36 protein-coding genes and 1 tRNA gene are annotated in these 25,792 nt (G+C 33.5%); 20 read left to right on the top strand and 17 right to left on the bottom strand.

Features of this window, described 5'->3' with window-relative positions; genetic code table 11:
• Positions 1–184 precede the first annotated feature (184 nt).
• Both Q0941_RS07300 and Q0941_RS07305 read right to left on the bottom strand, forming a co-directional pair.
• The gene (locus Q0941_RS07300) at positions 185–376 is read right to left on the bottom strand and encodes a cold-shock protein (protein ID WP_299292540.1); all 192 of its coding nucleotides are present in this window, start codon (positions 374–376) and stop codon (positions 185–187) included.
• A gap of 69 nt (positions 377–445) precedes the next feature.
• Positions 446–757: a translation initiation factor eIF-1A gene (locus Q0941_RS07305; RefSeq protein ID WP_299292542.1), complete on the bottom strand. Its 312-nt coding sequence runs from the start codon at positions 755–757 to the stop codon at positions 446–448.
• Positions 758–856: 99 nt separating this feature from the next.
• Here Q0941_RS07305 and Q0941_RS07310 point away from each other — a divergent pair, with 99 nt between their 5' ends.
• Both Q0941_RS07310 and Q0941_RS07315 read left to right on the top strand, forming a co-directional pair.
• Positions 857–1,426: a YkgJ family cysteine cluster protein gene (locus Q0941_RS07310; RefSeq protein ID WP_299292544.1), complete on the top strand. Its 570-nt coding sequence runs from the start codon at positions 857–859 to the stop codon at positions 1,424–1,426.
• 59 nt (positions 1,427–1,485) lie between these two features.
• Positions 1,486–1,986, top strand: a complete 501-nt coding sequence (locus Q0941_RS07315; protein WP_299292546.1) for a winged helix-turn-helix transcriptional regulator — start codon at positions 1,486–1,488, stop codon at positions 1,984–1,986.
• On the opposite strand, the gene Q0941_RS07320 is transcribed toward Q0941_RS07315, so the two are convergent.
• Positions 1,978–2,724: a response regulator gene (locus Q0941_RS07320; protein WP_299292548.1), complete on the bottom strand. Its 747-nt coding sequence runs from the start codon at positions 2,722–2,724 to the stop codon at positions 1,978–1,980. The genes Q0941_RS07315 and Q0941_RS07320 overlap by 9 nt on opposite strands.
• Before the next feature lie 51 nt (positions 2,725–2,775).
• Positions 2,776–3,828 (bottom strand): alcohol dehydrogenase, encoded by a 1,053-nt coding sequence (locus Q0941_RS07325; protein ID WP_299292550.1) that lies wholly within the window; start codon positions 3,826–3,828, stop codon positions 2,776–2,778.
• 94 nt (positions 3,829–3,922) lie between these two features.
• On the opposite strand from Q0941_RS07325, the gene Q0941_RS07330 reads away from it, so the two are divergent.
• From Q0941_RS07330 to Q0941_RS07375, 10 genes are all read left to right on the top strand, one after another.
• On the top strand, positions 3,923–4,594 hold the full coding sequence (locus Q0941_RS07330) for a chromosome segregation protein ScpA (protein ID WP_299292552.1): 672 nt from the start codon (positions 3,923–3,925) through the stop codon (positions 4,592–4,594).
• Positions 4,595–4,645: 51 nt separating this feature from the next.
• Entirely contained in the window at positions 4,646–5,221 is a 576-nt protein-coding gene (locus Q0941_RS07335; protein ID WP_299292554.1) for an SMC-Scp complex subunit ScpB, read from the top strand.
• A gap of 67 nt (positions 5,222–5,288) precedes the next feature.
• The gene (locus Q0941_RS07340; RefSeq protein ID WP_299292556.1) at positions 5,289–5,672 is read left to right on the top strand and encodes a 30S ribosomal protein S8e; all 384 of its coding nucleotides are present in this window, start codon (positions 5,289–5,291) and stop codon (positions 5,670–5,672) included.
• 1 nt (position 5,673) lies between these two features.
• Positions 5,674–5,973, top strand: a complete 300-nt coding sequence (locus tag Q0941_RS07345) for a signal recognition particle subunit SRP19/SEC65 family protein (RefSeq protein ID WP_299292558.1) — start codon at positions 5,674–5,676, stop codon at positions 5,971–5,973.
• 74 nt (positions 5,974–6,047) lie between these two features.
• Positions 6,048–6,317 (top strand): H/ACA ribonucleoprotein complex subunit GAR1, encoded by a 270-nt coding sequence (locus Q0941_RS07350; RefSeq protein ID WP_299292560.1) that lies wholly within the window; start codon positions 6,048–6,050, stop codon positions 6,315–6,317.
• Positions 6,314–7,270, top strand: a complete 957-nt coding sequence (locus Q0941_RS07355) for a TFIIB-type zinc ribbon-containing protein (protein WP_299292562.1) — start codon at positions 6,314–6,316, stop codon at positions 7,268–7,270. The genes Q0941_RS07350 and Q0941_RS07355 overlap by 4 nt, the downstream gene beginning before the upstream one ends.
• A gap of 90 nt (positions 7,271–7,360) precedes the next feature.
• Entirely contained in the window at positions 7,361–8,131 is a 771-nt protein-coding gene (sufC, locus tag Q0941_RS07360) for a Fe-S cluster assembly ATPase SufC (RefSeq protein ID WP_299292564.1), read from the top strand.
• 91 nt (positions 8,132–8,222) lie between these two features.
• The gene (locus Q0941_RS07365; RefSeq protein ID WP_299292566.1) at positions 8,223–8,900 is read left to right on the top strand and encodes a chlorite dismutase family protein; all 678 of its coding nucleotides are present in this window, start codon (positions 8,223–8,225) and stop codon (positions 8,898–8,900) included.
• A gap of 67 nt (positions 8,901–8,967) precedes the next feature.
• Complete coding sequence (locus Q0941_RS07370) at positions 8,968–9,966, top strand: aldo/keto reductase (protein ID WP_299292568.1); 999 nt, start codon at positions 8,968–8,970, stop codon at positions 9,964–9,966.
• A gap of 7 nt (positions 9,967–9,973) precedes the next feature.
• Positions 9,974–10,312 carry a hypothetical protein gene (locus Q0941_RS07375; protein ID WP_299292570.1) on the top strand — a complete coding sequence of 113 codons (339 nt, stop codon included), beginning with the start codon at positions 9,974–9,976 and terminating at the stop codon, positions 10,310–10,312.
• Here Q0941_RS07375 and Q0941_RS07380 read toward each other — a convergent pair.
• Complete coding sequence (locus Q0941_RS07380) at positions 10,309–11,325, bottom strand: Lrp/AsnC family transcriptional regulator (RefSeq protein WP_299292603.1); 1,017 nt, start codon at positions 11,323–11,325, stop codon at positions 10,309–10,311. The genes Q0941_RS07375 and Q0941_RS07380 overlap by 4 nt on opposite strands.
• Before the next feature lie 102 nt (positions 11,326–11,427).
• Here Q0941_RS07380 and Q0941_RS07385 point away from each other — a divergent pair, with 102 nt between their 5' ends.
• The 5 genes from Q0941_RS07385 (at position 11,428) to Q0941_RS07405 (ending at position 15,570) form a co-directional block, all read left to right on the top strand.
• On the top strand, positions 11,428–12,081 hold the full coding sequence (locus Q0941_RS07385) for a bifunctional precorrin-2 dehydrogenase/sirohydrochlorin ferrochelatase (protein WP_299292572.1): 654 nt from the start codon (positions 11,428–11,430) through the stop codon (positions 12,079–12,081).
• Positions 12,078–13,343: a glutamyl-tRNA reductase gene (hemA, locus tag Q0941_RS07390; RefSeq protein ID WP_299292574.1), complete on the top strand. Its 1,266-nt coding sequence runs from the start codon at positions 12,078–12,080 to the stop codon at positions 13,341–13,343. Before Q0941_RS07385 ends, hemA begins: the two co-directional genes overlap by 4 nt.
• A gap of 31 nt (positions 13,344–13,374) precedes the next feature.
• The gene (hemB, locus tag Q0941_RS07395) at positions 13,375–14,355 is read left to right on the top strand and encodes a porphobilinogen synthase (RefSeq protein WP_299292576.1); all 981 of its coding nucleotides are present in this window, start codon (positions 13,375–13,377) and stop codon (positions 14,353–14,355) included.
• Positions 14,352–14,663 carry a hypothetical protein gene (locus Q0941_RS07400; RefSeq protein WP_299292578.1) on the top strand — a complete coding sequence of 104 codons (312 nt, stop codon included), beginning with the start codon at positions 14,352–14,354 and terminating at the stop codon, positions 14,661–14,663. Before hemB ends, Q0941_RS07400 begins: the two co-directional genes overlap by 4 nt.
• Positions 14,664–14,805: 142 nt before the next feature.
• Entirely contained in the window at positions 14,806–15,570 is a 765-nt protein-coding gene (locus tag Q0941_RS07405; protein ID WP_299292580.1) for a menaquinone biosynthetic enzyme MqnA/MqnD family protein, read from the top strand.
• Positions 15,571–15,616: 46 nt separating this feature from the next.
• On the opposite strand, the gene Q0941_RS07410 is transcribed toward Q0941_RS07405, so the two are convergent.
• The 3 genes from Q0941_RS07410 to Q0941_RS07420 all read right to left on the bottom strand — a co-directional run bounded on the left by Q0941_RS07410 (position 15,617) and on the right by Q0941_RS07420 (position 17,303).
• Entirely contained in the window at positions 15,617–16,243 is a 627-nt protein-coding gene (locus tag Q0941_RS07410) for an HD domain-containing protein (RefSeq protein WP_299292582.1), read from the bottom strand.
• Complete coding sequence (locus Q0941_RS07415; RefSeq protein WP_299292584.1) at positions 16,240–16,860, bottom strand: hypothetical protein; 621 nt, start codon at positions 16,858–16,860, stop codon at positions 16,240–16,242. The genes Q0941_RS07410 and Q0941_RS07415 overlap by 4 nt, the downstream gene beginning before the upstream one ends.
• 341 nt (positions 16,861–17,201) lie before the next feature.
• Positions 17,202–17,303 (bottom strand) — tRNA-Leu (locus Q0941_RS07420).
• A gap of 120 nt (positions 17,304–17,423) precedes the next feature.
• Between Q0941_RS07420 and Q0941_RS07425 the strand changes: the two genes are divergently transcribed.
• Positions 17,424–17,738: a DNA-binding protein gene (locus Q0941_RS07425; RefSeq protein WP_299292586.1), complete on the top strand. Its 315-nt coding sequence runs from the start codon at positions 17,424–17,426 to the stop codon at positions 17,736–17,738.
• Here Q0941_RS07425 and Q0941_RS10430 read toward each other — a convergent pair.
• From Q0941_RS10430 to Q0941_RS07435, 3 genes are read right to left on the bottom strand one after another with little or no spacing between them, the layout of a single operon-like run.
• Positions 17,732–18,109 carry a hypothetical protein gene (locus Q0941_RS10430; RefSeq protein ID WP_367277480.1) on the bottom strand — a complete coding sequence of 126 codons (378 nt, stop codon included), beginning with the start codon at positions 18,107–18,109 and terminating at the stop codon, positions 17,732–17,734. The genes Q0941_RS07425 and Q0941_RS10430 overlap by 7 nt on opposite strands.
• Positions 18,061–18,336, bottom strand: coding sequence for a hypothetical protein (locus tag Q0941_RS10435; protein ID WP_367277481.1), 276 nt, complete (start codon positions 18,334–18,336; stop codon positions 18,061–18,063). The genes Q0941_RS10430 and Q0941_RS10435 overlap by 49 nt, the downstream gene beginning before the upstream one ends.
• 55 nt (positions 18,337–18,391) lie before the next feature.
• A complete protein-coding gene (locus tag Q0941_RS07435; RefSeq protein ID WP_299292588.1) occupies positions 18,392–19,249 on the bottom strand; it encodes an ATPase V in 858 nt (285 codons plus the stop codon).
• Between the two features lie 69 nt (positions 19,250–19,318).
• Here Q0941_RS07435 and Q0941_RS07440 point away from each other — a divergent pair, with 69 nt between their 5' ends.
• On the top strand, positions 19,319–19,630 hold the full coding sequence (locus Q0941_RS07440) for a hypothetical protein (RefSeq protein WP_299292605.1): 312 nt from the start codon (positions 19,319–19,321) through the stop codon (positions 19,628–19,630).
• Here the strand turns inward: Q0941_RS07440 and Q0941_RS07445 are convergent.
• Entirely contained in the window at positions 19,619–20,287 is a 669-nt protein-coding gene (locus Q0941_RS07445; RefSeq protein ID WP_367277482.1) for a phosphatase PAP2 family protein, read from the bottom strand. The genes Q0941_RS07440 and Q0941_RS07445 overlap by 12 nt on opposite strands.
• Positions 20,288–20,426: 139 nt before the next feature.
• On the opposite strand from Q0941_RS07445, the gene pgk reads away from it, so the two are divergent.
• The gene (gene pgk, locus Q0941_RS07450; RefSeq protein ID WP_299292592.1) at positions 20,427–21,635 is read left to right on the top strand and encodes a phosphoglycerate kinase; all 1,209 of its coding nucleotides are present in this window, start codon (positions 20,427–20,429) and stop codon (positions 21,633–21,635) included.
• Here the strand turns inward: pgk and Q0941_RS07455 are convergent.
• The 5 genes from Q0941_RS07455 to Q0941_RS07475 all read right to left on the bottom strand — a co-directional run.
• Positions 21,622–21,975, bottom strand: a complete 354-nt coding sequence (locus Q0941_RS07455; RefSeq protein WP_299292593.1) for a hypothetical protein — start codon at positions 21,973–21,975, stop codon at positions 21,622–21,624. The genes pgk and Q0941_RS07455 overlap by 14 nt on opposite strands.
• Before the next feature lies 1 nt (position 21,976).
• The gene (locus tag Q0941_RS07460) at positions 21,977–22,420 is read right to left on the bottom strand and encodes an iron-sulfur cluster assembly scaffold protein (protein WP_299292595.1); all 444 of its coding nucleotides are present in this window, start codon (positions 22,418–22,420) and stop codon (positions 21,977–21,979) included.
• Positions 22,417–23,661 carry a cysteine desulfurase gene (locus Q0941_RS07465; protein WP_299292597.1) on the bottom strand — a complete coding sequence of 415 codons (1,245 nt, stop codon included), beginning with the start codon at positions 23,659–23,661 and terminating at the stop codon, positions 22,417–22,419. Before Q0941_RS07465 ends, Q0941_RS07460 begins: the two co-directional genes overlap by 4 nt.
• Positions 23,662–23,677: 16 nt before the next feature.
• Positions 23,678–25,075: a Fe-S cluster assembly protein SufD gene (gene sufD / locus Q0941_RS07470; protein WP_299292599.1), complete on the bottom strand. Its 1,398-nt coding sequence runs from the start codon at positions 25,073–25,075 to the stop codon at positions 23,678–23,680.
• A gap of 23 nt (positions 25,076–25,098) precedes the next feature.
• Positions 25,099–25,792: SufD family Fe-S cluster assembly protein (locus Q0941_RS07475; protein ID WP_299292601.1), on the bottom strand; the 694-nt coding region annotated here is incomplete at its 5' end.

Below are 25,792 nucleotides of genomic sequence, written 5' to 3' on the forward strand. Positions count from 1 at the left end.
TGTAGTTGTTGGCTTTAGATGGCTGACCGAATAACAGCATATCAGGCATACAGAAACCGGGTTGTCGGTGGTTCAACTCCGCCCCGCGGGACCACAAATTTTTCTAAATTCAAATATTAAAAATAAGAAAAAGATAGACTGATTTAAGAAAACAAAGATGAACTCTTAAATTTAAAAAATATGCCTATGCTAATTTTTTGACTTTTTGGGCTGCAGGTCCTTTTCTACCTTCACCAACTTCAAACTCGACTTTGTCTCCTTCATTGATGAATCCGTCAACATCTGATTTGTGAACAAATAGATCGTCGCCAGATTCTCTTTCGACAAAACCAAAGCCCTTAGTACGGTTAAACCACTTTACGGTGCCTTGTTCCATTTGATTTTCAACGAATAATTGGCTATATTAAGTAAAGCATAATCATTTTACTGATCAAAAGCGTATAATTTAGAAATCTTTAGCGATGTGATTATTTTCTTTAAGCCACTCTACTTGAGGAAGAGTGAATCGCCAAACAATATCTCCTTGCTCAGACTCTTTAAAATCCCAAGGAGCAATAATTACAATATCATTATCTCTAATCCAAACTCTTCGTTTTAGTTTTCCTCGAATTCTGCCTCTTCTTGTAACATTATCATCACATTTGATTAGGACATTTTCTCCACCAAGCATTTTCAATACCCTACCAAATAGCTCTCCTTCTTCAGGGAGACGAATTTCCTTTAGTGCACTTTCACTTTTTACTTGGCGCTTACCCATACAACAAGTAATCATCATAACCATATAACTGATGGGTTTTGATTTAGGCTAAAATTTTCCAGCCACAAGAAATTTTACGCATTATTCTAAAAATAATGTATGAAATTTCAGTGTGTGGATGAATGTGCTCAATGCTGTATTGAAAGAGAGTATTTTCCTTCAAAGGAATTTGGAAAAATTGGAGTATTGATTCTACCTGAAGAAAAAGAGCGAATAGAAGAATTAGCTAGAGACAACAAAATTCAGATTAAAATTCTTCCAAGAATAGGAGTTTCTGAAGAAAAAATACAGAAGCCGACAAAAATTTTAGCATATCAGCTTATGGGGATTGAAGAAAATGGAAACACATGTCCATTTTTAGATACTCAAAGTGGAAAAAGATCACCCCATGGAGGTTTTCCATGTAAGATTTATGAAAACAGACCTCTAGCCTGTACTGCTTATCCATTAATCGAATCAGATCCAATTAACATGGATTCAAAATGTAAATTTTGCAAGGAAAATGGAAATGCAGATGAAAATCTAAATGAAGAAATAGAATCATTACTAAAAATTAAAGAAAAAATGATGACAAATGCCAAGTTTATTTGGAGATATGCAACAGGGATTGGTGAGCCAAATGATAAATCCATTATCAAAGAAGGATGGGTGTTAGATGAAGATATTTGAAGCGTGAAAGAATTACTGAACAACCAAAAATTCAAAAAGCATGAGAACTTTGACAGAATATGAGCGATGACGCATGGGCAAATTTAGACAAAGTAGATCAAAAAATCATTGAAATTTTAAACAATAATGCCAGAACTCCATCAAAAGAAATTGCATCTGAATTAAAAAAATCAGGGCATGATGTTTCAGATAGAACAATTAGAAAAAGAATTGAGAGATTAGAGAAAAGTGGCATCATTAAAGGTTACAAAGCAGTGTTAACCGACGTATCAAGTATTAATGAATATCAAGCAGTGTTTATGAAATTAAAACCATCAAAATCTCTTGAAGCAGTAAAGGATTCTATCAAAGACTTCATAACAAAATTAGATAATTATCTTTTAGTTGCCAATATGGATGGAGAATGGAATATGTTAGCAATAATTCAAGTAGAATCAGAGAAATCAAACACATCTCAAAAAATTGTTGAGAAATTTTCTGAAGAATTAATTGATTATAGAATTAATGAAATAGACATTAAAGATGCAAACATTTTGAATATGTCATTGTTGTTATTGTAATAACGAATATTCTGATTCTGCAATATCTATTGCTTTTTTCAGTTCATCAAGAGTAAAGGGTTTTTGAATAAAGGCAGATACACCAGTGCTGATAGTTTTATTCACACGTTCAGTTGTTTTTTCGTCAGCAGTGATTACAACTATTTGTAAATGAATTTTTTCTTTTAGAAGTTTTGTTGCAACTTCATCACCTTCTACATCAGGCAATCCCATATCCAGAAGAATTATTGGATCACTTTCAGAAAATATTTTTTTACAACCTTTAATTGCATCTTTTCCATTTTCAAAAATTGTAATATCAGAATATCCTAATTTTTCAACATAGTTTTGTAATTTCATTGCAATAGCTTTACTATCATCAATAATTACAACAGGACGTACAACATTTACTGTGGATGGGATTATTGATTTTGCTTTTTGGAAAGCATCTTTTGCTTTATCAAATTCTCCCAAACTAAGAAAACATTTTGAAGCACATAGTAATGCACCTTTGATATTTTTAGAATCTTTAGAAGAAGAATATTTTAAGAATAAACTACTTGCTTCTGTAATTTCATTTGAGGTGTCTTTTCCTTGACGCGATTTACATTCAGCAGCTAAAAGAAAAAGTAATGCAGATTTTAATTGATCAGATTTTTGTAATGATTCAGCCTGATTAAGAAACAGATTATGAGCACTAATGAATTGTTTATTTTTTAGATGAGTAAGTGCAATTTCGTATGTAGCTTTTGATTCCATAATGACTAACTAAATTTGTTATTTTATAAAATTTTGTTGTAGAAATTGATACTATGGATTGATTACGGCTCTACCAATAATCTTTCTATCCTTCAAGTCTTGTAAAGCAGTGTTTGCTTCATCTAGAGAATATCTCTTTGAAATTACAGGGTTTATGACCCCTTTTCTAGCAAGGCCTAACAGTTCAACCATGTCATTATAATTTCCAGTGTAAGCACCTTGAATGGTGATTGATTTTAGAGGAATAGTAACAAGAGATAATTCAATTGAACCACCAAATAGCCCAACAAGTACAAGATTTCCTCTTTTTCGTAAAACTGCCAATCCTGTTTTGACGGTTGGTGGGGCATTAACAAAATCAACTACACTATCTGCCCCTTTTCCATTACAGATAGACATGATTTTTTGAACAGCATCAGGATCTTTTGAATTAACAGTAAAATGAGCACCCATTTCTTTGGCTGTTTCTAATTTTTCATCAGTTAAATCAACACAAATAATTTTTGCATTAGTAATTTCTTTTGCAATTTGTACACCCATTAATCCTAATCCGCCAGCACCAATAATCACGATAAACTCGGGAGAATTTTGATTTGCTTTTTTAATTGCAGTGTACGCAGTTAATCCAGAACATGCCAAGGATGTTGCAGCATCAGGGTCTACACCGTCTAGTTTTGCTAAATATTTTGAATCAGGAACTAGAGTATGATCAGCATATCCTCCATTTTGAAAGAGTCCTATAGACTGTGGAGTGTCACACAAGTTTTCATTTCCAGCTTTGCAAGCTGGACAATCTGGACAGCCTACCCAAGGATAAACTAGGACATCATCACCAATTGAAACATTTGAAACACTTTCTCCAATTTCTTGAACAGTTCCAACAATTTCATGACCAGGAGTTACAGGATATTTTACTCCTCTATCTGTGACTTTCAAAAATTGGCCATCTCCAAGATCATATCCTCCTTCCCACAAGTGTAAATCACTGTGGCAAACGCCCTCAGACTTTACCTTAATGAGAACCTGAGTGCCTACAGGCTTCGGATTTTCAGATTCAGATATAATAAGAGGTTCATTAGGACCTGGAATTCTAGCCGATTTCATAAATTTGATTTTCCTACTAACAATATAAGAGTTGACTGGATGTGAGAAAAAAATAGAGCCCTTAGATATTATTGAATAAAAGGAGATTCATCTTGTGAGTGATTCTCCTAACAGTATTTCCCAAGAGCCAGTAAATATTCTATTTAGTCCAACTTCAGTTGCAAAAAAAGATGTTTGGGAAATTGACCTTATTCATATTTTGAATTTATTAATTAAAATTCTAGAAAAATCAGGCAAGAAAGACCTCAAAGTAGCTGGTATGGCAGCATTATCTTCATCATTAATTTACAGAATGAAAGTAGAAAGTATTTTTGCCCTCCAAAGAGCTGCTATGGAGAAAAAACCTATGCATCAAAGAACAGATGTAGATATTCAATTAATTGACATTCCATATAGACATGAATCAACATATCCAGTATCTTTAGATGATTTGTTAGGACTTTTACAGAATCTTATTGGAACAATTGCAAATCCACAGTCAAGAAGAAGTAAACAAGTTGAGATTGAACCAATTGAAGCACCCAACTTCCAAGAATATTTCATTTCACTAGAAAGCATTATTGGAAAATATGAAGATCTTGTAATGAAGAAAATTGCAGCTAAAGGTTTTGGCATTCTACAAGAAATGATTGCAGATTTGGATGAAGTCGATTCTATACGATGCTTCTTTGCAGTGTTATTTTTGGCAAGAGATCAAAAGGTCGATTTGGAGCAAATTGAAGACGACATCAAAATTATCATGATAAAAGAAGAGTTAACAAACTGATCAAAAATGGATAAGGGGATTCTTTAACTAATTTTCAAAAAGTGATGATTTATGGGAAAAATTGAGAATATGGATGAGGCAATGGCAAGAATAGAATCAGCACTCTATTCAGCAGGAAGACCACTTAGAATTGAAGAATTAATTCGAGCCTCAGGCACAGAATCAAGAACAAAGACGTTGGATTTGATTAATAATTTAATGAAAAAGACAAAGTCGGCATTCAAAGCACTAGAAGTGGTGATTTTGCCAGATGGATCTTATGTTTTTCAGTTAAAACCAGAGTACAGTGCAACTGTGAAAAAATATGCTTCAAAACCAATATTGCCTAATGCAACATTGAAAACATTATCATACATTGCATACATGCAACCAATTTCATCAAAACAACTTGTGGAAACAAGAGGTTCAGGAGTTTATGCACATCTCAAAGAATTAAGACAACTAGATTTCATTTCACACCAAAATGTAGGAAGATTAAAAATTTACACTACAACTGACAAGTTCCAAAAATACTTTGGAATACAAGGAGATGTAGAAGATCTAAAACAAAGACTATTCTCTAAAGTAAGAAAAACCGCTGGCGGAATAAAGCAAACAAGTCCTCCAACACAATTAATACAAAATTAACAAAGTTTTTGATTTAAGGCTAAATTTCTGCGTTTTGTATAAATTAGAGTAGTTTGGAGATGATTTCGTGAGAAAGTCAGTAGAGAATTTAGCAACCAGTAAGACAACTGGAGGAAGAAGACATCCACTTAGAATTAGAAGAAAGTATGAAACTGACAGATATCCAAATGAAGCAATTAACGGAGCTCAAGTAACTGTTACTAGAAGAGTTAGAGGAAACAACAGTAAAACAGCTTTGAAAACAATTGATTTTGTTAATCTTGCAACAGGAGATGCTAAAGTAAAAAAATCTAAAATTCTAAAAGTTTTAGAAAATTCAACAAACAACGATTATCAAAGAAGAGGCATTATTACAAAAGGTGCAATCCTTGAAACACAAGAAGGCAAATGTAAAGTTGTTTCAAAACCGGGACAAAACGGAATCGTTAACGCAGTTTTACTAAAGGAATAAAATGAAAGATTACGAACACGTCGTAATCTGGTTGGATTATTTCAACAAGAATTTAAAAAAATCTAAAGGACGAAAACTAGGATTAGAAAAATGTGTTTTTGATCCTTCACTAAAAGAGTTGATGGACGCAACAAAAGCTGCTGGTTTTGAAATTACAGAACATGATGAAAAAGTCAGATTTCCAAAAAGGCCATTTGTAAGATCTGGATATGTTGTTTTGCCAAAAGGATCCTCCAAGACAAAAATTCTTAACAAAATTTCAGAAAAACTTGTTGCAAAAAGGTCCAAACAATCAAAATAAAATCAAATCTAGCTCTTAGCTAAAGGAAAGTTGACAGAAGTCTATGATAAGAATATCATGATTATTGTTTTTAATTGCAGGAGGTAGGCGAAATAATGCACCTAGCCGGTAGTGGCAGGGTTATCGTTCAACTATCTAACAAATTAGTAGAAGGACAGATACTCTGCGACGAGAAGGGAACTAGAGTTGCAAAAGTAATGGAATTGATTGGTCCAGTAAAAAGACCATTTGCATCAGCTACTCCATTAACAAACAATATCAAAAAATACATTGGCAAAAGTGTTTTCGCAACTGAACATTCTCCTGACAATTCAAAGAAAAAATTTAGGAGAAGAAAAAAATGAACGTACTAGAAACACAAAACTGTTCTGAATGTCAAGCAACATTAGTTAATGATGTTCAGAATGGTGAAATCATCTGTTCTGGTTGTGGCGTTGTAGTCGCAGATCAGATAGCAGATTACGGTCCAGAAACAATTAGTTCGAATCTTGAAGACAAGATGAAGCTAGCAAGAGCAACAGGACAAACAACTTATTCCCAACATGATTTGGGAATTGCAACTGAGATTTCTATCAGTGCAAAAGACTTTAGTGGAAAAACTATCAATCACGAAGTCGCAAATCAAATGCACAATCTCAGAAAATGGCAACAAAGAGTACGAGTTTCCACACCAAGAGAAAGACGACTTGCAAATGTTTTATCAAAAATGGGTGAAACATGTGACGGTCTAGGACTTTCAAAAAATGTTTTGGAAACTGCTTCTATGATATATAGAAACTTGGACGGACATGTTGAAGTGAAGGGTAAATCAGTAGTCAGTATCACTGCAGCTACAATTTACATGGCATGCAAACAATGTGACGTTGTAAGATCACTAGAAGAAATTTGTCGAGGAATTTGTCCACCAAAAGATGTTAAATCAAAGACAAAACTTGCAGCTAGATACTACAGAACTATGGTAATGGAAATGGGACAATTGACTGCTCCAGTAGTTACCATGGACAAATACATCTCAAAGATAGCAAACATGACTCAAACTGAGGTTAGAGTTGAAAGACTAGCCTTAGAAATTGCTGAAAAAACTAAAGACAGCAGTATTGCAGATGGTAAAGCACCCAACGGTATTGCTGCAGCATATCTCTACGTAGCATCAGTTCTACTAGGACAGAATGTTCTACAAAGAGATGTATCAAGCATTGCAGGAGTCACAGAAGTTACTATCAGAAATAGATGTAAAGAGATTCTAACAAGTTACAAACTCAAAATTACTTTGAGACCATCCCTGGCCAAAATTTAACCCCCCCCCCCCTTTTCATTTTATGATTATCTACGTTAGGATTAGCTAAATTCCGTCTGTATTATATATAGAAACAAAACAAAACGCATCATGGCAGTCTTAGAAATCAAAGACCTTCATGTTACAAGAGAAGGTAAAGAAATTCTCAAAGGAGTCAATCTAAAAACAGGATCAGGAGAAGTTCACGCCATTATGGGACCAAACGGTTCAGGAAAAAGTACATTAGCATACACATTACTAGCTCATCCAAAATACGAAGTTACTAAAGGAGATATTTTGTTAGATGGGGAAAGCATTTTAGAATTAACAGCAGATGAGAGAGCCAAAAAAGGATTATTCCTTGGTTTCCAGTATCCAACAGAAGTTTCAGGTGTAGGTTTTTCACATTTTCTAAGAACAGCATACAATTCTCTTAGCAAAGCTCTTGAAGGTGATGATAGGGAAGTTTTCATTACTGTAAGAGAATTCCAAAAATATCTTAAAGAAAATCTAGAGAAAGTAGGACTAAAAGAAGAATTCCTTTCAAGATATCTTAATGAAGGATTTTCTGGCGGAGAGAAAAAACGTGCAGAAGTTTTACAAATGGCAGTTCTAAAACCAAAGATTTCAATTTTAGATGAACCAGATTCAGGATTAGATATCGATGCAGTTCAAGCAGTTGCAAAAGCAATTAGTCAAGTAACTGGAAAGGAATCCACTGTAATCGTAATTACTCACTATGCAAGAATTCTCAAATTCTTAGACAAATTAGATTTTGTTCACGTATTTGCAAAAGGACAAGTTCTCAAAACAGGAGATGCAAGTCTTGCAGATAAGTTAGAACAAGAAGGTTATGACTGGGTTTTAGAACAAACCGCATAATCAAAGTTTAATTTCAAAAAATAAGTTTATAGAAATTCTAGAATAGAAAATCTAGTTTTTGTTTAAATAGGGTTTCAAAGTTGGTGGAAATATGTCAGAAGCAGATGAGCAATATTATTTCAATTTTTCATTTTTCAAAATTGATCCTAAATGGAGATGGATGGCAGATTTAGCTAAAGAAGAATCAGCAAAAGAAGTTGAAATTATTTTAAACAATGCAGGTGTAAAATACAGATCATATTCTAATTTAGGATTAAGAGACGATTCAGATTTTCTTTTATGGTTTGCAGCAAAATCAGTTGAAGAAATTCAATCAGCAATGGAAAAATTATACAAAACAGTTTTTGGAAAATACATCATTCCATCAATGACATACCTTTCATGCACAAGACCATCAATCTATGTTAAGGGAGATAAAAAAGAACATGGATTTATCACAGGAATGGATCCAAAAAAACATGTCATAGTTTATCCATTTACAAAAACAAGAGAGTGGTATTTACTTCCACAAGAAAGAAGACAAGAAATTATGGATGAACATATTCAAGTAAGTAAAAAATATCCACAAGTTCTTCTAAACACAACATACTCATTTGGAATTCACGATGAAGATTTTATGCTAGCCTTTGAAGTAGACAACATCAGAGATTTTCAGGATTTGATTATGGACCTTAGAGAAACCGAAGTTTCATCATATGTCAAAAATGACATCCCCATGTTAGTATGTGTCAAAAAAGACATTGTTCCTCTAATCTCAAGTCTAGGGTAAAAAATTCAATATCACATGTGCAAATCTCGGATAAACATAAATGATCAAATCAAAAAAATGAGCTTAGATGAATTACAATAGATTAGGGAAGTCAGACATTAAGGTATCAGAATTAGGATTTGGCGCATGGTCAATTGCTCTTGATTGGTGGGGTAAGAGAATCGAAGAGGATGAAGCAAAAAGAATGCTCAAAAAAGCATACGACGTAGGAATAAACTTCTTTGAAACAGGGGATATGTATGGTAAAGGTAAAAGTGAAAAACTAATTGGCGAAGTATTCAAAGACATGCGTGAAGAAATTGTCATTTCAACAAAATATGGTTATAATTTTGAGAATGTAGAACAAATAGGACACAGCGAATTACCTCAACAATTTGATGAAGATTTTACAAGAAAGGCATTACGAAATAGTCTAGAAAGATTACAAACAGACCATGTAGACATGTATGGATTACACAATCCTAAATTAAATCACATTAGAGATGATTCAATTTTCAATGTACTAGATAGTTTCATCAACGAAGGCTCAATCAAAACATACCAAGTTGCACTAGGTCCAGCAATTGGATGGACACAAGAGGGATTAGAAGCAATGGATAGACCAAATGTCAGTGCAGTTCAAACTGTTTACAATATTTTAGAGCAAACACCTGGAAACGAGTTAATGAGAAAAGCTGAAGAAAAAGATGTAGGAATTTTAGTTAGAGTTCCAGAAGCATCAGGTATCCTAACTGGAAAAGTAAAAGCAGATACAAAGATTGATGAAAAAGATCATAGATCTGTAAGAAAAGGAGAATGGATTAAAGCATCATTACAAAAAGTTGAACAGCTAAAACCAATTGCGGAAAGAAATGGATTAAACATCACAGAACTAGCAATGAAATTCATAATGACAAAGAAAGGATTTGCATCTGTTTTTCCAACTGTAGTTAGTGAAGATGAAATTGTAAAATATGCAGAAATGACAAAAGGACAATACATTCCAGAATCAGATATGAAAGAAATTGCCGAGTTGTACAATACTTGGCCATCATACGAATTAAAAGCAACACCACAAGCAAGTTAATTTGTAAATGGATTATACTGTAGATCCGACTAAAACACTTGAAATTATTGAAAGAATGAAGCTTGCCAAAATTGGTGAGTATAACAAATGGGAAAAGATTATCAAAAAAATCAAAAACAATGAATCCCTAAACCCAGGAGAAATAGAATACTATACTAGATTAACAAGAATCTACAAAGATTCCAACATTAGAAGTAGAACAAAAATTTACCATACAAAACTATCTGAACATGATGAAAAACCCTCATGCAAGATATGTGGAGAAGAGTCACTATATTATTGCAACATGAATGATGAATATTTTTGCCCAATTCATGTTGTAGGACATGATGAAAATGAAATCTAAGATGCAGGAACTGTTTCTTCTAAGCTGAAATTACTTTCAACAAAATACTCAACTCGAGTTTTCTTAAATTCACGAGAGCTAAACAGAATTCTATAATCATCTACGTTGATTTGATCTTGTATGGTTTTTGCCATTTCATTGGCTTCATCATGAGTTTTACAATGGATCATTGAAAAAACATTGTAAGGCCAATCAGGATAGGTTGGACGTTCATAACAGTGACTAACTTGTGGAAAGGCACCCAATTTTGCTCCAACATCAGAGATTTTATCTTCAGGAACTTTCCAAACAATCATACCATTAGCAGTAAATCCTACTTGTCTATGTCTTAATATTGCAGCAAATCTTCTCATGACACCTATCTCTTCATAATATTTCATTTTTTCAAACAACTCATTTTCTGAAATTCCAAGATTGTTTGCTGCTTTGAGAAAAGGTTCATCAATAATTTCCATATCTTTTTGTAATTCTCTAATGAAGTCTTTGTCTTCTTCAGTAGGTTCAAACTTTACGCTCTTGATTTCTTTTTTTGCTTCTGTTGGAGCAACTTCATGTTTTTTCTCATCTACCATATCCAGTTTTACACCAATCTTGAATAATTGTAATGTAGGAAGCATTCTTACCTTTTTGATTCCATCAAGAGCATTGAATTTGTCTAATTCAGTTTTAAGATCAGAGCCAGGAGGAACGGCTAATGTGAACCAGAGATTAAACTCATGATCACGTTCATAGTTATGGCTTACACCTGGATGGCGATTAATTTGGCTTGCAACATATTCCAATTTGTCAGCTTCAATTTCCATTGCAACAAGAGAACTTGTATAACCTAATTTTCGAGTGTCAAAAATTGCACTGAGTTGTCGTAAAACGCCAATTTCTTTGAGATGATTTAATCTCTCTTTAACTACAGATGTAGTGGTATCAAATTTTTTTGCAATAGCATCAAAAGGTCTAGTAACTAGAGGAAAAGTCCACTGAATTTCATTAAGTAATTCCTTGTCCAATTCATCCATAGAGGTCATATCAAAACCACTTGCCTTTTCAATTAAAAATGTAGCTAGTATTTTGACACTTGATTTTTAATAAATAAATAGGAACTGAAGGGGAGTTGATCGTTGATAGTAGACCTCAATCTTCAAAGCAAAAAAGTTGTAGTGATTGGAGGAGGAAAAGAAGCAGAGAAAAGAATTGCCTCGCTCTTAAAAGAAAAATGTCAAATAACGGTGTTTGCAACCAAAATAAATTCATCAATTAAAAAGTTAGCAAATAGTAAAAAAATCAAAATTAAAAAACAAAATATTTCAAATACAAAATTCATCGCTGAAACAAAACCAGATTTAATCATAACAACTACAGATGATAAAAAAATAAATGAAAAAATCATCAGAGATGCAAAAAAGAAAAAAATTATCGTCTATAGTTCTGATAATCCTGACAAAAGTGATTTTGCAAATCCAGCAATAATTGATTTTGAAAAAATTATTCAAATAGCAATTTTTACTGGTGGACAAAGTCCAGCAATGTCAAAGAAATTAAGAATTGAATCTGAGAAGATTTTCAAAAAAATTATCAAAAAAGAAGACATCGGACAAATTAAAATTCAAAAGATCGCAAGGGGCATGGCAAAAGACATTATTTCCAATCAACAAGACAGAAAAAATTGTTTACGCAGTATCATGACTGATAATGAGATTGATCAGTTAATAAAAGACGGACAGTTGAAAAAAGCTGAAAAGCGGGCAGTAGAAATACTGAGAAATTGGAAATGAATCAAAATATCATCAATGCACGTGTTACCTTTCGTAACTCTCCAATTCACATTCTAGAGCAATTTACCATTAAAGATATGGATGGTGCGTATGACAAATTCAAAAAAGAGTCAGGATTAGATGAATGTGTAATCATTCAAACATGCAACAGAATCGAATTATTTGGAAAATCAAAATCAAATGACCTTGAAAAAATTAAAAAAACTTGGGCCAATATTACGGGGTTAGAGGAAGAAGCATTCAAAGAAAATGTGGAATTTGTTGAAAATCAAGAAGCCTTACATCACTTACTAAAACTTACTTCAGGATTAGATTCGATGGTTTTAGGAGAAGAACAAATTCTAGGTCAAATTAAAAACTCAATTACATCCGCAAGAGAAACTAAAGCATCAGGGCAGCATCTCAACACTTTGTTTGATAAAGCAATCCGAATTGGAACAAGAATTAGAAACTCTAGTGGAATAGGGAAAGGAGGAATTTCCGTAGGTTCTATGGCAGTAAAGCTTGCAGAGGAAAATATTGATGAATTAAAAACAAAGAAAACATTACTCATTGGAACAGGAGAAGTTTCAACTCTTGTAGCAAAATCACTACAAAGAAGAGGATATGCATTTGATGTTACAAGCAGGACATTAGGAAGATCACAAACATTTTGTGAAACAATGGGTGGAAATCCAGTTAAATTTGAAGAAGTTCTTTCAGGATTTGAAAACTATGATGTGCTATTTGTGGCAACAACTGCACCATATTTTCTTGTTACATTTGACAGAATCACAGAAGCATTAAAAGAGAAAAAGAACGGAATGATGATTCTAGATTTGTCCAATCCAAGAACAGTGGATGAAAAAGTAGCAACAGTAGGAGGAGTCAAACTAATGAATTTGGATCAAATTGCAGAAATGGTAGAAAAGAATATGACTGCACGACAAAACAAGGTGAAAACCGTTGAAAATATAATTAACGAAGAGGTATCTGTATTAGAAGCCTCAATGAAAAGATTAGATGCAGAGCCACTTGTAAAAGATGTATTCAAAAATATAGATTCACTTAGAGAGAAAGAGCTTCAAAAGGCGCTCAGTATGCTAGATGAAAAAGATGAAAACAAAATCAAAATTATCGATGAACTTACCAAGGCTGTTGTAGAAAGCATAGTATCAACCCCAATGAACAATATCAGAAAGGCTTCTGAACAAGGTAATCCAGACATGGTTGAACTTGCAAGCAAGCTCTTTGACTATAAAAAACAAAAGCAGGCAGAATAGGGTTATATTTTATCCAAAGTGAATTTGTAACATGTCATTTCCTACAAGACGTCTAAGAAGATTAAGAATATCAGAAAAGATGAGAGAATTAGTTCGAGAGACTAGACTTTCACCAAGTGATTTGATTTGTCCGGTTTTTGTTCAAGAGGATCTTAAAACTAGGACTAAAGTCGAGTCAATGCCAGAAATAGAGAGGCTTCCTTTAGAGGATGTTACAGATGAAGTAGGAACAATTAGTGATTTGGGAATTCCTGCAATCATGTTATTTGGAATTCCAAGTGACAAAGACGAATCAGGTAGTTCAGCATACGATGATAACGGTATTGTTCAAAAGGCAATTTCTCAAGTTAAACAAAATTTTGGAGACAAAATGGTAATTATGGCAGACACATGTCTTTGTCAATTTACATCTACAGGGCATTGTGGAGTTGTTTGTGACAACACAGTTGATAATGATAAAAGTCTTGAACTTTTGGCAAAAACAGCAGTAAGCCAAGCAAAAGCTGGAATGGATACATCATCACCATCAGCAATGATGGATGGTCAAGTCGCAACAATAAGAAAGGCATTAGACGATGAAGGTTTCTCAAATGTTTCAATAATGTCTCACGCTGCAAAACATCGTTCAAATTTTTATTCACCTTTTAGGGATGCAGCAGGATGTGCTCCAGAATTTGGAGATAGAAAAACATACCAAATGCCTTACACTAACACAAGAGAAGCAATGATGGAAGTTGAAATGGACATCAACGAAGGGGCAGATATCGTTATGATAAAACCAGCATTATCCTACTTGGATTTGATAGCAGAAACAAGAAGGAGATTCAACGTACCTATCTCTGCATACAGTGTTTCTGGAGAATATACATTGGTAAAAGCAGCTTCGCAGTTAGGATATATAGATGAAAATGAGATCACTGAAGAAATCTTGTCTTCCATAAAGAGAGCAGGAGCAGATATGATTGTCACATATTTTGCAAAACCAGCTGCAAAATTCATGCAAGAATCATGAGAAACGACGAGAGATTTGAGATAGAAAGAGCATTTGATTTATTGCCACATGTTGTAGGAGCAAGCTGGGCAGCGATTTGGTTCAGAATGAAAGGAATCAAAAAACCTTCCAGAGAAGAATTTAGAGAAAAGACCTTAGAATTTCTAAAAAAAGCTGAACCAGTCTTTGAATCATATCCAGATGATGAGGAATTTGCACCGATCAAGAAATACATAGATTTTAGAAAAAATGAAGAATATGAGAAAATCATTTCAGGCTTGAATAAAGAGATTGAAAAAAGATACGAAAGATACGTAGATTATGGTTAAATTTTAGATTCGAATATGTTAAGGCTTGAACAAATTAAGAAATTTTTGGTTCACAGGATAGAACGAATGTATTGAATATGTACCGAAAATTGACCAATTCTGTTTATAAAAATAAAAAGAGTGTAGACATGTAGTTTAACTCATGAAGATAAGATTAGGCATTGTTGATTATATCAATATGCTTCCTGTAGTATATGGTTTAGAAAAGAATAAGGTAAAATTTGATGGGAAAATAATTAGAGATGTTCCAACTAAGCTAAACTCTAGTTTATCACAAGGAACTATTGATGTTGGTTTTATCTCATCGATAGAATATGCACGTGGTAATTACAATTTACTTCCTTATTGTATAAGTTCAAAAAAAACTGTAAAGAGTGTTGTGTTAATTTCAAAAGTTCCATTTAGAAACATTAAATCAATTCAGTCTTCAACAGAATCTGCCACTTCTATCATATTACTTAAAATCTTGATGCGTTATGCATACAAACAAACAGTAAGTTATGGAGAGAAAGGAGATGCGGAACTTCTGATTGGAGATAAAGCTTTGAAAATTTCAATTAAAAAGCCAAAACACATTCTTGATTTGGGTAAAGCATGGAATGATTTCACAAACAAAAATATGGTATTTGGGGTTTTGGCATCAAGAAAAGATCTCCCTCGAGATAAAATCAAGAATCTTTTAGATTCCATTCATTTATCGTATAAATGGGGTCAAAGCAACATGGATGAAATTATTAATTTTGCTGCAGAAAAAATCAATCTTGAAAGAAAAACCATCTCACAGTATTATGCAGGTTTGTCTTATTCTACAGGAATTAGAGAAATATCCAGTTTAAAGGAATTTTACAAATATTCTAAGAAAATAAATGCTATTACCGAAATACCATGTTTAGACATTTACAAATAGTACTTGATTATCAATGAAATAAAAGTTGAAAATTCAAGTTAGAAATTCAAGAAGAGATCTCTTGTTTTAGCATTTTCAGATATTCTTTAAGGATTTTTGTTCTCCTTTTTGCCTCAAGTTTTCCAGTCTTTGTATTCATCAAAGACTCTAATTTCAACAATTTTTGGAAAAAATGATCGACAGTCCATGTTTTGTCATCAGGTTGGCGATTTTTGCAGAAAGGATCATCAATGTTGTAAAAAGGTCGTTTTAATGAACCCCCAGTTGCAAAAACTCTAGCAATTCCTATTGCACCAATTGCATCTAATCTATCAGCATCTTGTAAAATCTTACCTTCAAGTGTTTCAGGGATCTTATTTTGAGAAAAACTATGGTCACGAATCGCATCAGACACTATATTAATTTCATTTTCTGAAAAAGAAAATTTTTTCAAGATTATTCTTGATTTTTTTGCACTTTCTATTGAAGACTGTTTTGAACGTTTATCAGATTTTGGATAAGATACAATATCATGTAACAAGGCTGCGCTTAATACTAATTTTTTATTTCCTTTTTCTTTTTTGCAAATGCTTTCAGCATTTTTGAAAACTCTTAGTACATGCTCAAAATCATGAGCAGAATCATTGTCCATTATTTTTTCTATTTCTTTTTTTAGAGATTCTATAACATTCATAATCGCCACACCCTTGGTCTAACAAATTTTAATTTTCTTTGAGTAATTAACAGTGTCCAATTTATGGATGCAAAAAATATCAAAACACCAATTCCAACGGCATCAATAAGGAGAATTCCTGTTAGCCTATCTTCAAAAATTTCAAGAAATGGTTTTAGAGCAGCATTTCCAAAATATATCATTACAATGTATGAGATAGTTCGTCCAAACCAAAATCCAATATAGATTCCAATGCTTTTTGCACGCATCAAACCATATGAAATAAACAGAAAATTACTTGGGAGAGGCGTTGCTCCAAACAAAAAAGATGCAATAACATAACCATATTTTTTCTTATTTAGATAATCTCCAATAATATCAAGATTAGATTTTTGTTCTTCAGACACAAATTTGCGAAACAACCCACTGATTTTTTTGAGAACAAATCTACCAATTGTTGCTCCGGTTGCACCCACCATTGCCAAGACAACCACATTCAATGTCGGATCAAGTAGATAAAACGAGGTCAGAACAATCCAGCTTGGTGGCATAAGTATTGGGGATGCATTGACTCCAATCAGAACCAAAAAAATTCCAAAATAAGATAATTCTCCAAAAATTTCAAAAATATCTGCCATCTTGTATAGATTCTATCAGGTTTTTTGTTTCTAAACCCTTGGATCCATGTTTAGTCATAAAAAAATTGCAAAATGATCAGAAAAAATAAAATAATTACATCTTTTTGAAAACAATGATCAGGTATTGGAAGAAATTGGATCAATCATGCAATATCTTTATAAGCAATTTGTGCCTATTGTTAGGCATGTCCGAGGTAGTTTGGAAGTGTTTTAGATGCAATCTATCTTTCAAGGACGAAGAACTAGCAGAAATGCATAAACAAATTTCAAAGCATTCTGTTTCCAAAGTTAAGGCTATTACGGCTTAAAATAGAGATTTTGATTCATTTTGAAAAATATAGTGCAGAGGGTGGGATTTGAACCCACGAACTCCTGAGAGAAGGGATTTCCTATTTTTGAGGATCTTGAGTCCCTCTCGGTTGACCGGGCTTCGATACCTCTGCAATGAGATACAATAGTGTCCGATATTTCTCGATTTCTATTTGAAGAAATTAAATTTCTGATCTATAGATTTGGGATTTTTTGATAAAGCTTATAATCGTGCAAATTGGTTTCAAAAATACATGGCAGAGTTCATACCAATTTCACAAGCAAAAAAAATGCGAAGTGGAGTTAATGCAAAAGCCGAAGTCAAGAGCAAAGGAGACCCTAGAACTGTAAATCTCAAAAGCGGAGGAACAGTAGATGTCTGCGATGCAGTAATTGCTGACGGTGAAACTGACGATGATCAAATGAAATTGACATTGTGGGGCGATGACATAAAGGCAGTTAATGTCGGAGATGTTGTAGTTATTACAAATGGATATACCAATGAGTTCAAGGGAGAAGTTTCTTTAACTAAAGGTAAATTTGGTCAAATGGAAGTAAATCCTCAATAATTTCTTTTATTGTTTTGATTATTTTTTAAATCAACTAAAATTACTACTGCACCAATAAGTGATACTATAATCCCTACAATTAACAAAAAACCTGAAATTGCTAAAGGCAGGATAGTATTCAATACAGGGGAATTAGGATCTGTTAGGGCGGCAGAATTTTCAGGATCTTCAGAGAACATCAGAACTACAGTTATGGATTCAGAACCAAGATTTGTTAATTCAAAATTTAGAGTGTCAGATTGAGTAATTTGTAATAGTTCAAAAAGAATAGGTTCATCTTGAATAAATTCTCCATATTCATCACCAAAAATATTTGAAACGTTTACAGATAATTCATCACCTGAGTTAAAACAATAATTTGAATTCCCCACATTAATGGGACATCAGAAGATAGAGTACTGTAAGAGAAAAAAGCAGTATCATTAGGCATGATTTCCATCTCATTTGAAATTTCATTAAACATTCCTTCAAAAAGATCAGACATTGATAAACTACCAGGACCAGTAACATTAGATGGAACTAGGGTTGCAGCAACAGATACAGAAACTAAAATCATTACAATTCCTGAAATTGCAATTATAAGTCCACGTTTTATCATTACAAAATTTAGAGATTAGACCCACATTAATGTTAGATTAATCAGTGAAGAAACCTTAACGATGAGATTTCTTTGTTGATTTTCTTTTTGCTGCAGTCTTTTTCTTTGCTGCTTTTTTAGCTGGTTTTCTTTTTGCTGCTGTCTTTTTCTTAGTAGCTGTCTTTTTCTTTGCTGCTTTTTTAGCTGGTTTTCGTTTAGTGGCTTTTCTTTTGGCCAAAAGTTCTTTTAATTTTACAGATGCTTTCCCCAGTGCTTTTTGAGCAGTTGCCTCAGATTTTAATCGTCTTTCAACTTCTTTGACAAATTTTTCTGCGGCCTTATGACTAGTAGTCATTGTCTCTCTTAGAGAAGGCTTTGATTTGGTTTGTTTTTGAATTTTTGATGAAATTTTTGATTTAATATCAGAGATGGATTCGGCTTGAGCAGAAATCTTTTTTGCTGTTTTTTGACGATTTTTGATTTCTAATTCGAGCTCTACCACATGATCATTTAGTGAACGTAATCTAGACTCAGCATACTGTTTTTCTTCTGGAGAATCCGCAAATTCAATCTCTTGTTGGGCTTGTTCAATGGCTTCTTTTTCTCTTCCAAGCCTCTCTTGGGCTGCAGAAACAAGTCTTTCAATGCTTTCTAATTGAGATGTTTTTTGAGTTAAAACAGTTGAAACGTCTGAGATATTTTCTCGTTCAGATTCAATTTTTCTATCAATTGTATTAAGACCGGATGAAGAACGTCTTTCAGTAGAACGGACTTCTTTTAGTTGCTTTTCAGCTTTTTTACGTAATTTGGTAGCTTCTTGCTTCTTTTGTCGTAGTTGAACTACTACTTTTTCTAGGGATGCCATCGATTGAATCAAAACAAAAGACTCGGTTAAGTTGTTAACATAATCAGGATTTGACTTACCAGTTAACAAAATTAACTAACTTTGATCGCAAAATCACAATTTTTTAAAAAATATTAGTAAACATAATTCATGAATAGTATGGAATTCCATCCCAAAGATTTGCCAGTTTCAAAAACTTATGATCTTAAAGACGAAAAAGATGCTAGGGATGCAGTTGAAGATATGGTAAAACTTGGATTCAAAAATAGAAAAGATGGGTTTAGAATTTTAATGCCAAAAGAAACAAAGCTTGCAAAAAGAATGGGATATACCGTCACAACAGGAGTCACACATGGATTAAGACAAGTCAATGAAGAAAGGGACATCAGATATTGGACATACCATCATGATGATGATCATTATGCAATTGTATTAATTAGTAATACAGTATTAACTGAATTAGGTTTTTGATTTATCAAAAATTTTGTATAGTTTTGTTCGTTTTGCCATGACTCCAGCTAACATTGCTCCAATGACTGTTCCTCCAATTACATCCATAGGATAGTGTTCCAAAACATAAAGTCGACTTAATGAAATTAGTAAAGGATACAGGAACATCAAATATGCCCCATTAGGGAATCTTTGAGAAAGTGCATATCCTAAGATGATTGCAAAAATCATGGACCTCGCTGCATGCCCTGAAGGATAAGATGCATCAAATCCACCCTCACAAAATAAAGCAAAAGTATCCTTGCTCAAAGGCACTGGAAATGGAACCACTTCATAGTCATATGTGGGACGGTCACGGTCAACTCCACACTTAATGTAGCCTGTCAGCAGTGTAGAGATAACTATCAAAATCATCAAGGTAATTCCCACTCTACGGGTTCTAGGAATAATTAACATCAAAATACCAAAACCTAGCATCCACAAAGCTTCACCACTTTCAGTGATGGATTGCATTATCAAATCAGTAGTTGGATTACCAGAAATATCTGAAAAGAATTGGATAATACTTTGATCAAAATTTTCAGTGACTTGATAATATACAAGTGCAGTCAAAATTAAAAATAAAATTGTCAATAAAACAAAGGAACGTGACCTTAAATCAAAAATCCAGTTTTGCAATTAATTAAACCTCAAGTACGTAGCTTTTAATTTTATCAGTAGATAAATTTTCAAAGATTCATTCACTGTTTCTAATTAATTTTCATGAAATAATTCTGATCGGCTCAAAGAATTTAACCAAGTGGATAATAGAAAAATCGTGAAGTTCCTAACAGTGGATGACTTTGACCTTAAAGGTAAGACTGTTTATTTGAGAGTTGATCTGAATTGCCCAATTGATCCAGAAACAATGGAGATTTCAGGAACAAAAAGAATCGAAGAGGCAACAGAAACTCTCAAGGCGCTGTCAGAGGCCAAAGTTGTAGTTGCATCACATCAGGGAAGAGTTGGAAATAAAGACTATATTGGAATGGATAAGCATGCCAAAGTTCTTGAAAAACTAATGAATAAAAAAGTAAAATATGTTGAAGATGTGATTGGAGAAGCTGCACAAAATGCAATTAAGAATTTAGAAGACGGAGAGATTTTACTTTTAGATAACCTAAGATTATGTGCTGAGGAAAATTACGAATTCACTTTAGAAAATGCAGCAAAGACAATCATGGTTACCAGATTATCAAAGCTGTTTGATTTTTGTGTTTTAGATTGTTTTCCAAGTGCTCACAGAACACACCCATCAATAGTAGGTTTTCCTCAAGTTATTCATTCCTGTGCAGGAAGAATTGTTGAAAAAGAGGTCGAAAATCTAGGCCAGATTATGACAGTCACCAAGGCTCCACATGTCATAGTGCTTGGAGGCTCTAAAGTTCCAGATAGACTAGTGGCAATCAAAAAATTAATTGAGAATGGAAGGGCAGACCATGTTTTACTTACAGGATTGATTGCAAATGTGTTCATGAGAGCACAGGCTAGAATCAAGTCACCGCTGGGGATTAAAAGAGAAGAAGAAGTAGTTGCAAAAGCACATGCACTGATTGGAGAGTACCCAGATGTTTTTGCTACTCCTGTCGACATTGCAATTGACAAAGATGGGGAAAGAGTCGAGATGGATGTAAGAGAGATGGGAAAAGGGGATAAAATTTATGATCTAGGACCAAAAACTGTTGAATATTATTCTAAATTGATTGCAGGTGCAGGTACTGTCTTTATCAGCGGACCTGCAGGATTTTTTGAAAAAGAAAACTTTAGTTTCGGAACTAAAGAGCTACTTTCTTCTGTTGCAAACTCAATGGCAACTACTATTGTCAGTGGAGGGCACTTAACAACTGCATTAAAGCAACAAGGTTTGGCAGATAAAATTAATCATATCAGCACTGCAGGTGGGGCATTGGTTCGATATCTTGCTGGAGAAAAGCTTCCAATGATAGAGTCATTAGAACAAGCTGCAGTAAGATTTAAAGCTGAATAGTTGCTTTACACGAAGGGTTTGGACACACCTTATCCTCAGAAGGTGCAAGAAAAACATCATCATCACATGAATTGCAATGTGTTTTTTCTATAGATTCAAACAGTTTCAAATAGATTGTTGTAAAGTTTTGTGCAATGTTTCTTGCTAAACCAGAATCACACAATTCATTGATGAAAGGTTCAATATCATCAATTATCCAAGAAGGATCAACATCACCGTTAGATTTCAAAATTTCAAAAATTTCATCATTTGTGAATTTTGTATCAGCATCATTAAATTTCTCAAAGATAATTTTTCTAATTTGTAGTCCGATAGGGGTAGCAGGAGTAAAATCACTCATGCTAATACAGATTAGCGGCCTCTTCTTTTAATTTGTCTATATCCTCAGTATCCTTGAGATGCTTGGCCATGTAGGTATACAATGCAGATTTCAGGACCTTCAAAGAGAGCAAGGCACATTTGATTCGGACTGCTTGAAGGTGTTCTAAACCTAATTCACTTAGAATGTCATTTTTTTCAATTTTTTTGACTTCATCAAGACTCTTGCCTTTAGTAATTTCAGTCAGTACAGAAGAGCATGCCATACAAATTGCACATCCCTTTCCGTGAAATTTGATATCTGAAACTTTGTTTTTGTCAATTTTCATATCAATATCAATGCTGTCACCACATAACGGGTTTGCATCATGAAAGGTAACATCATGATCTTCAATTTCTCCATAGTTTACAGGATTTCTTGAATAATCAATTATCATTTCATGATAAATATCTGCATTACCGCTCATAATTTGAATACCTCTGCTACCTTATTTAATGAATTGACTAATACGTCAATGTCTTCTTTTGTATTGTAAATGTAAAAACTGGCTCTTGATGTAGCTGCAACATTTAGTCTCTCCATCAAAACTTGTGCGCAATGATGTCCAGATCTAACTGCAATTCCTTCTTCATCAATAATTTGTGCAACATCGTGAGGATGAACATCTGCAAAATTAAATGAAATTACACCACCTCTTTTGGAAATATCCTTTGTTCCATAGATATGAAGTCCTTTAACTTGAGATAATTTTTCAATAGCATATTTTGTTAATTCAATTTCATGTTCTCGAATATTGTCCATTCCAATTTTTGTAAGGTAATCAATAGCTGCTCCAAATCCAACAACATCAGCAATGTTAGGGGTTCCTGCTTCGAATTTGTATGGCAAATCATTCCAAGTAGTTTCATATTTGTGAACTTCTCTAATCATATCTCCACCTCCGTGAAATGGATTCATTGTTTCAAGAATAGATTTTCTTACCCATAAAACACCAATTCCAGTTGGTCCTAACATTTTGTGTCCTGAAAATGCAAAGAAGTCACAACCAAGTTTTTCAACATCAACTTGCATGTGAGGTACTGCCTGAGCACCATCAATTAGAGATAGTACACCTGCAGCCTTACATTTTTCAATAATTGCTTCAGCATCAGTAATGGTTCCTAGAACATTTGACATTAAGCTAAAGGTAACTAACTTGACTTTTCCAGTTGCCAAGAATTTATCTAGATCATCTAAAATGAGTTCGCCATCATCATCCATTCTAATGTATTCAATTTTTGCTCCTTTTTCTTGAGTAAGTAATTGCCAAGGAACAATATTGCTATGATGCTCGTATTCTGTTGTAAGAATAATATCACCTTCTTTGACATGTGCTCTTCCCCATGCATATGCAACTAGGTTAATTGCTTCAGTAGTACCTCTGACAAAAATGATTTCTTGACGATTTTTGATATTTACAAAATTAGCAATTTTGTCTCTTGCAGATTCATATGCTTCGGTTGCTTCTTCAGCAAGGGCATAAACAGCTCTGTGAATATTTGCATTATGGTTTCTGTAGTAATCATTTATTGAGTCAATTACTTGATTTGGTTTTTGTGTAGTTGATGCATTGTCAAGATAGACAAGTCGCTTGTTATCTCTAACAGTTCTTTGAAGAATTGGAAAATCTTTTCTAATGTTTTCAAATGATGATTCTGTGCTTTGCAAAAACTTTCAACTCCAATTATCTATATTTGTAATGTTGTTCAATTTCGGAATCTTCGTTATATCGTGTTTCTTCAACTTCAACAAACTTTGCTAATTCTTCATCAGTATTAATTGTAAGTTCACGGTTATCCCATTTTGATTCAATAAGATATGCAATCCATGCTCGTACTTGGAATGACATTTTTCTTGATAGCGGCTCTAGAAATCCTTCAACGATAGTTCTCTCAGCCTCCTCATGACTAAGGCATCTGGATTTGAGATAGAAGATTTGCTCTTCGTCAATTTGTGCAACAGATGCAGAGTGGGTAGCCTTTACATCATTTGTAAGAATTTCAAGTCCTGGAATAGCATCAGATTTTGCATTTTTATCTAATAGAATTGAACGTCCAGATAAGAAAGAGTTTGATTTTGCAGCGTTTTCTTTGATTCTAATCATACCCTTGAAAAGAGATTTTGAACGATTTCTTAGAATAGATTTTTCAACAACTCTTCCTTCAGTAGCAGGACTTTGGTGATTCATGTTTGTTTGGATATCAAAATGTTGATCATTGTTTCCAAAAACAACTTCAGATTCATTTGATGATGCACCAGTTCCGTTTAAGAAATAATCAATTTTGTATCTAGACAATACAGAACCAAATAGACCAGAATACCAGTTTACCTTTGCGTCTTGTGCCATGTCAGTTCTTCTAGTTGAAAAGTTGACAGATTTTTGGTCCATCATCTGAAGAGTAGTAATGTCAATTTGTGCATTTGCTGCAACATTTGTGTTGAGTAATTCAAGGTAGGCCTGTTGGGAATCAGTTTGTGGAGAATACAATTCTTGAACAATAGAGGATTTACTGCTTTCATCTGCAAAGATAATATTTCTTGAAATTGTTGATAGTCCATCATCAGATAAACAGGATAAGAAATGAATTGGTTTCTCTAAAACAAAGTTCTTTGGGATATGTATGAATACGCCAGAGTTAAAGGCTGCATTGTTTAGTGCAGTAAATTTGTCATCATTGGAATTTGATGCCTCTAGTGCTTTCTTTACAAGTTCTGAGTTGTTTTGGATTGCATCAGAAATTGAAGAAATTACTAGTCCTTTTGATTTTAGATCATCAGGCAAGTTGATTTTGTGAATATTAGTTCCAATCTGAATAATACAAATCTCATTTTCTAATTCACCTAATCTTTTTTGAAGAAAGTCAGGAATTGAATCCTTTGTTGAAGATGCAATTGAAATTTTTTCAGGATTGAGTCTTTTTGCATCAGAATATTTGTTGTATAGTGGAGACATTTCAATTGGAAGACTGTCATAAACAGAAAGAGAATTTTTTCTGTAATCCTTTAGCCAATCAGGTTCATTCTTTGATGAAGAAATCTCATCGATATGACTTGCATTGATTTGAGAAAGAGTTTGTGACATGTCTAATCAAATTGAATAGTAGATTATCCTACTGAATCATCCATCTCTAGTTTGATGAGTCTGTTTAGTTCGACTGCATATTCCATTGGTAATTCTTTTGTAAATGGCTCCATGAATCCATTGACAATTAATGACAAGGCTTCTTCCTCAGAAAACCCTCTACTCATAAGATAGAAGATTTGTTCATCTCCAATTTTACCAACGGTTGCTTCGTGAGTAATTGTTGCATCTTCTTGGTTGATTTCCATGTATGGATAGGTATCAGTTTTTGATGTATCATCTAATAGTAATGCATCACATCTTACAGTAGATTTTACGTTTGTTGCGCCTTTTGCCACATTAAGCAATCCACGATATGTAGAACGTCCATCTAATCTGCTAACTGATTTTGATGTAATTTTTGATGTAGTATTTGGTGCCAAGTGAACCATTTTAGCGCCTGTGTCTTGATGTTGTCCTTTTCCTGCAAATGCAATAGAAAGAGTTTCACCATATGCACGTTCGCCCATTAGGTAAATACCGGGGTACTTCATTGTTAGTTTACTTCCAATGTTTCCATCAATCCATTCAACAGTTGCACCTTCATATGCATATGCTCTCTTTGTTACAAGATTGTATACATCATTACTCCAATTTTGAATTGTAGTGTATCTTAGATGTGCATCTTTGTGTGCAACAAGTTCTACAACTGCAGAGTGAAGAGATTCAGATGAATAA

The organism is Candidatus Nitrosopumilus sp. (assembly GCF_028278985.1).
GTDB lineage: Archaea > Thermoproteota > Nitrososphaeria > Nitrososphaerales > Nitrosopumilaceae > Nitrosopumilus.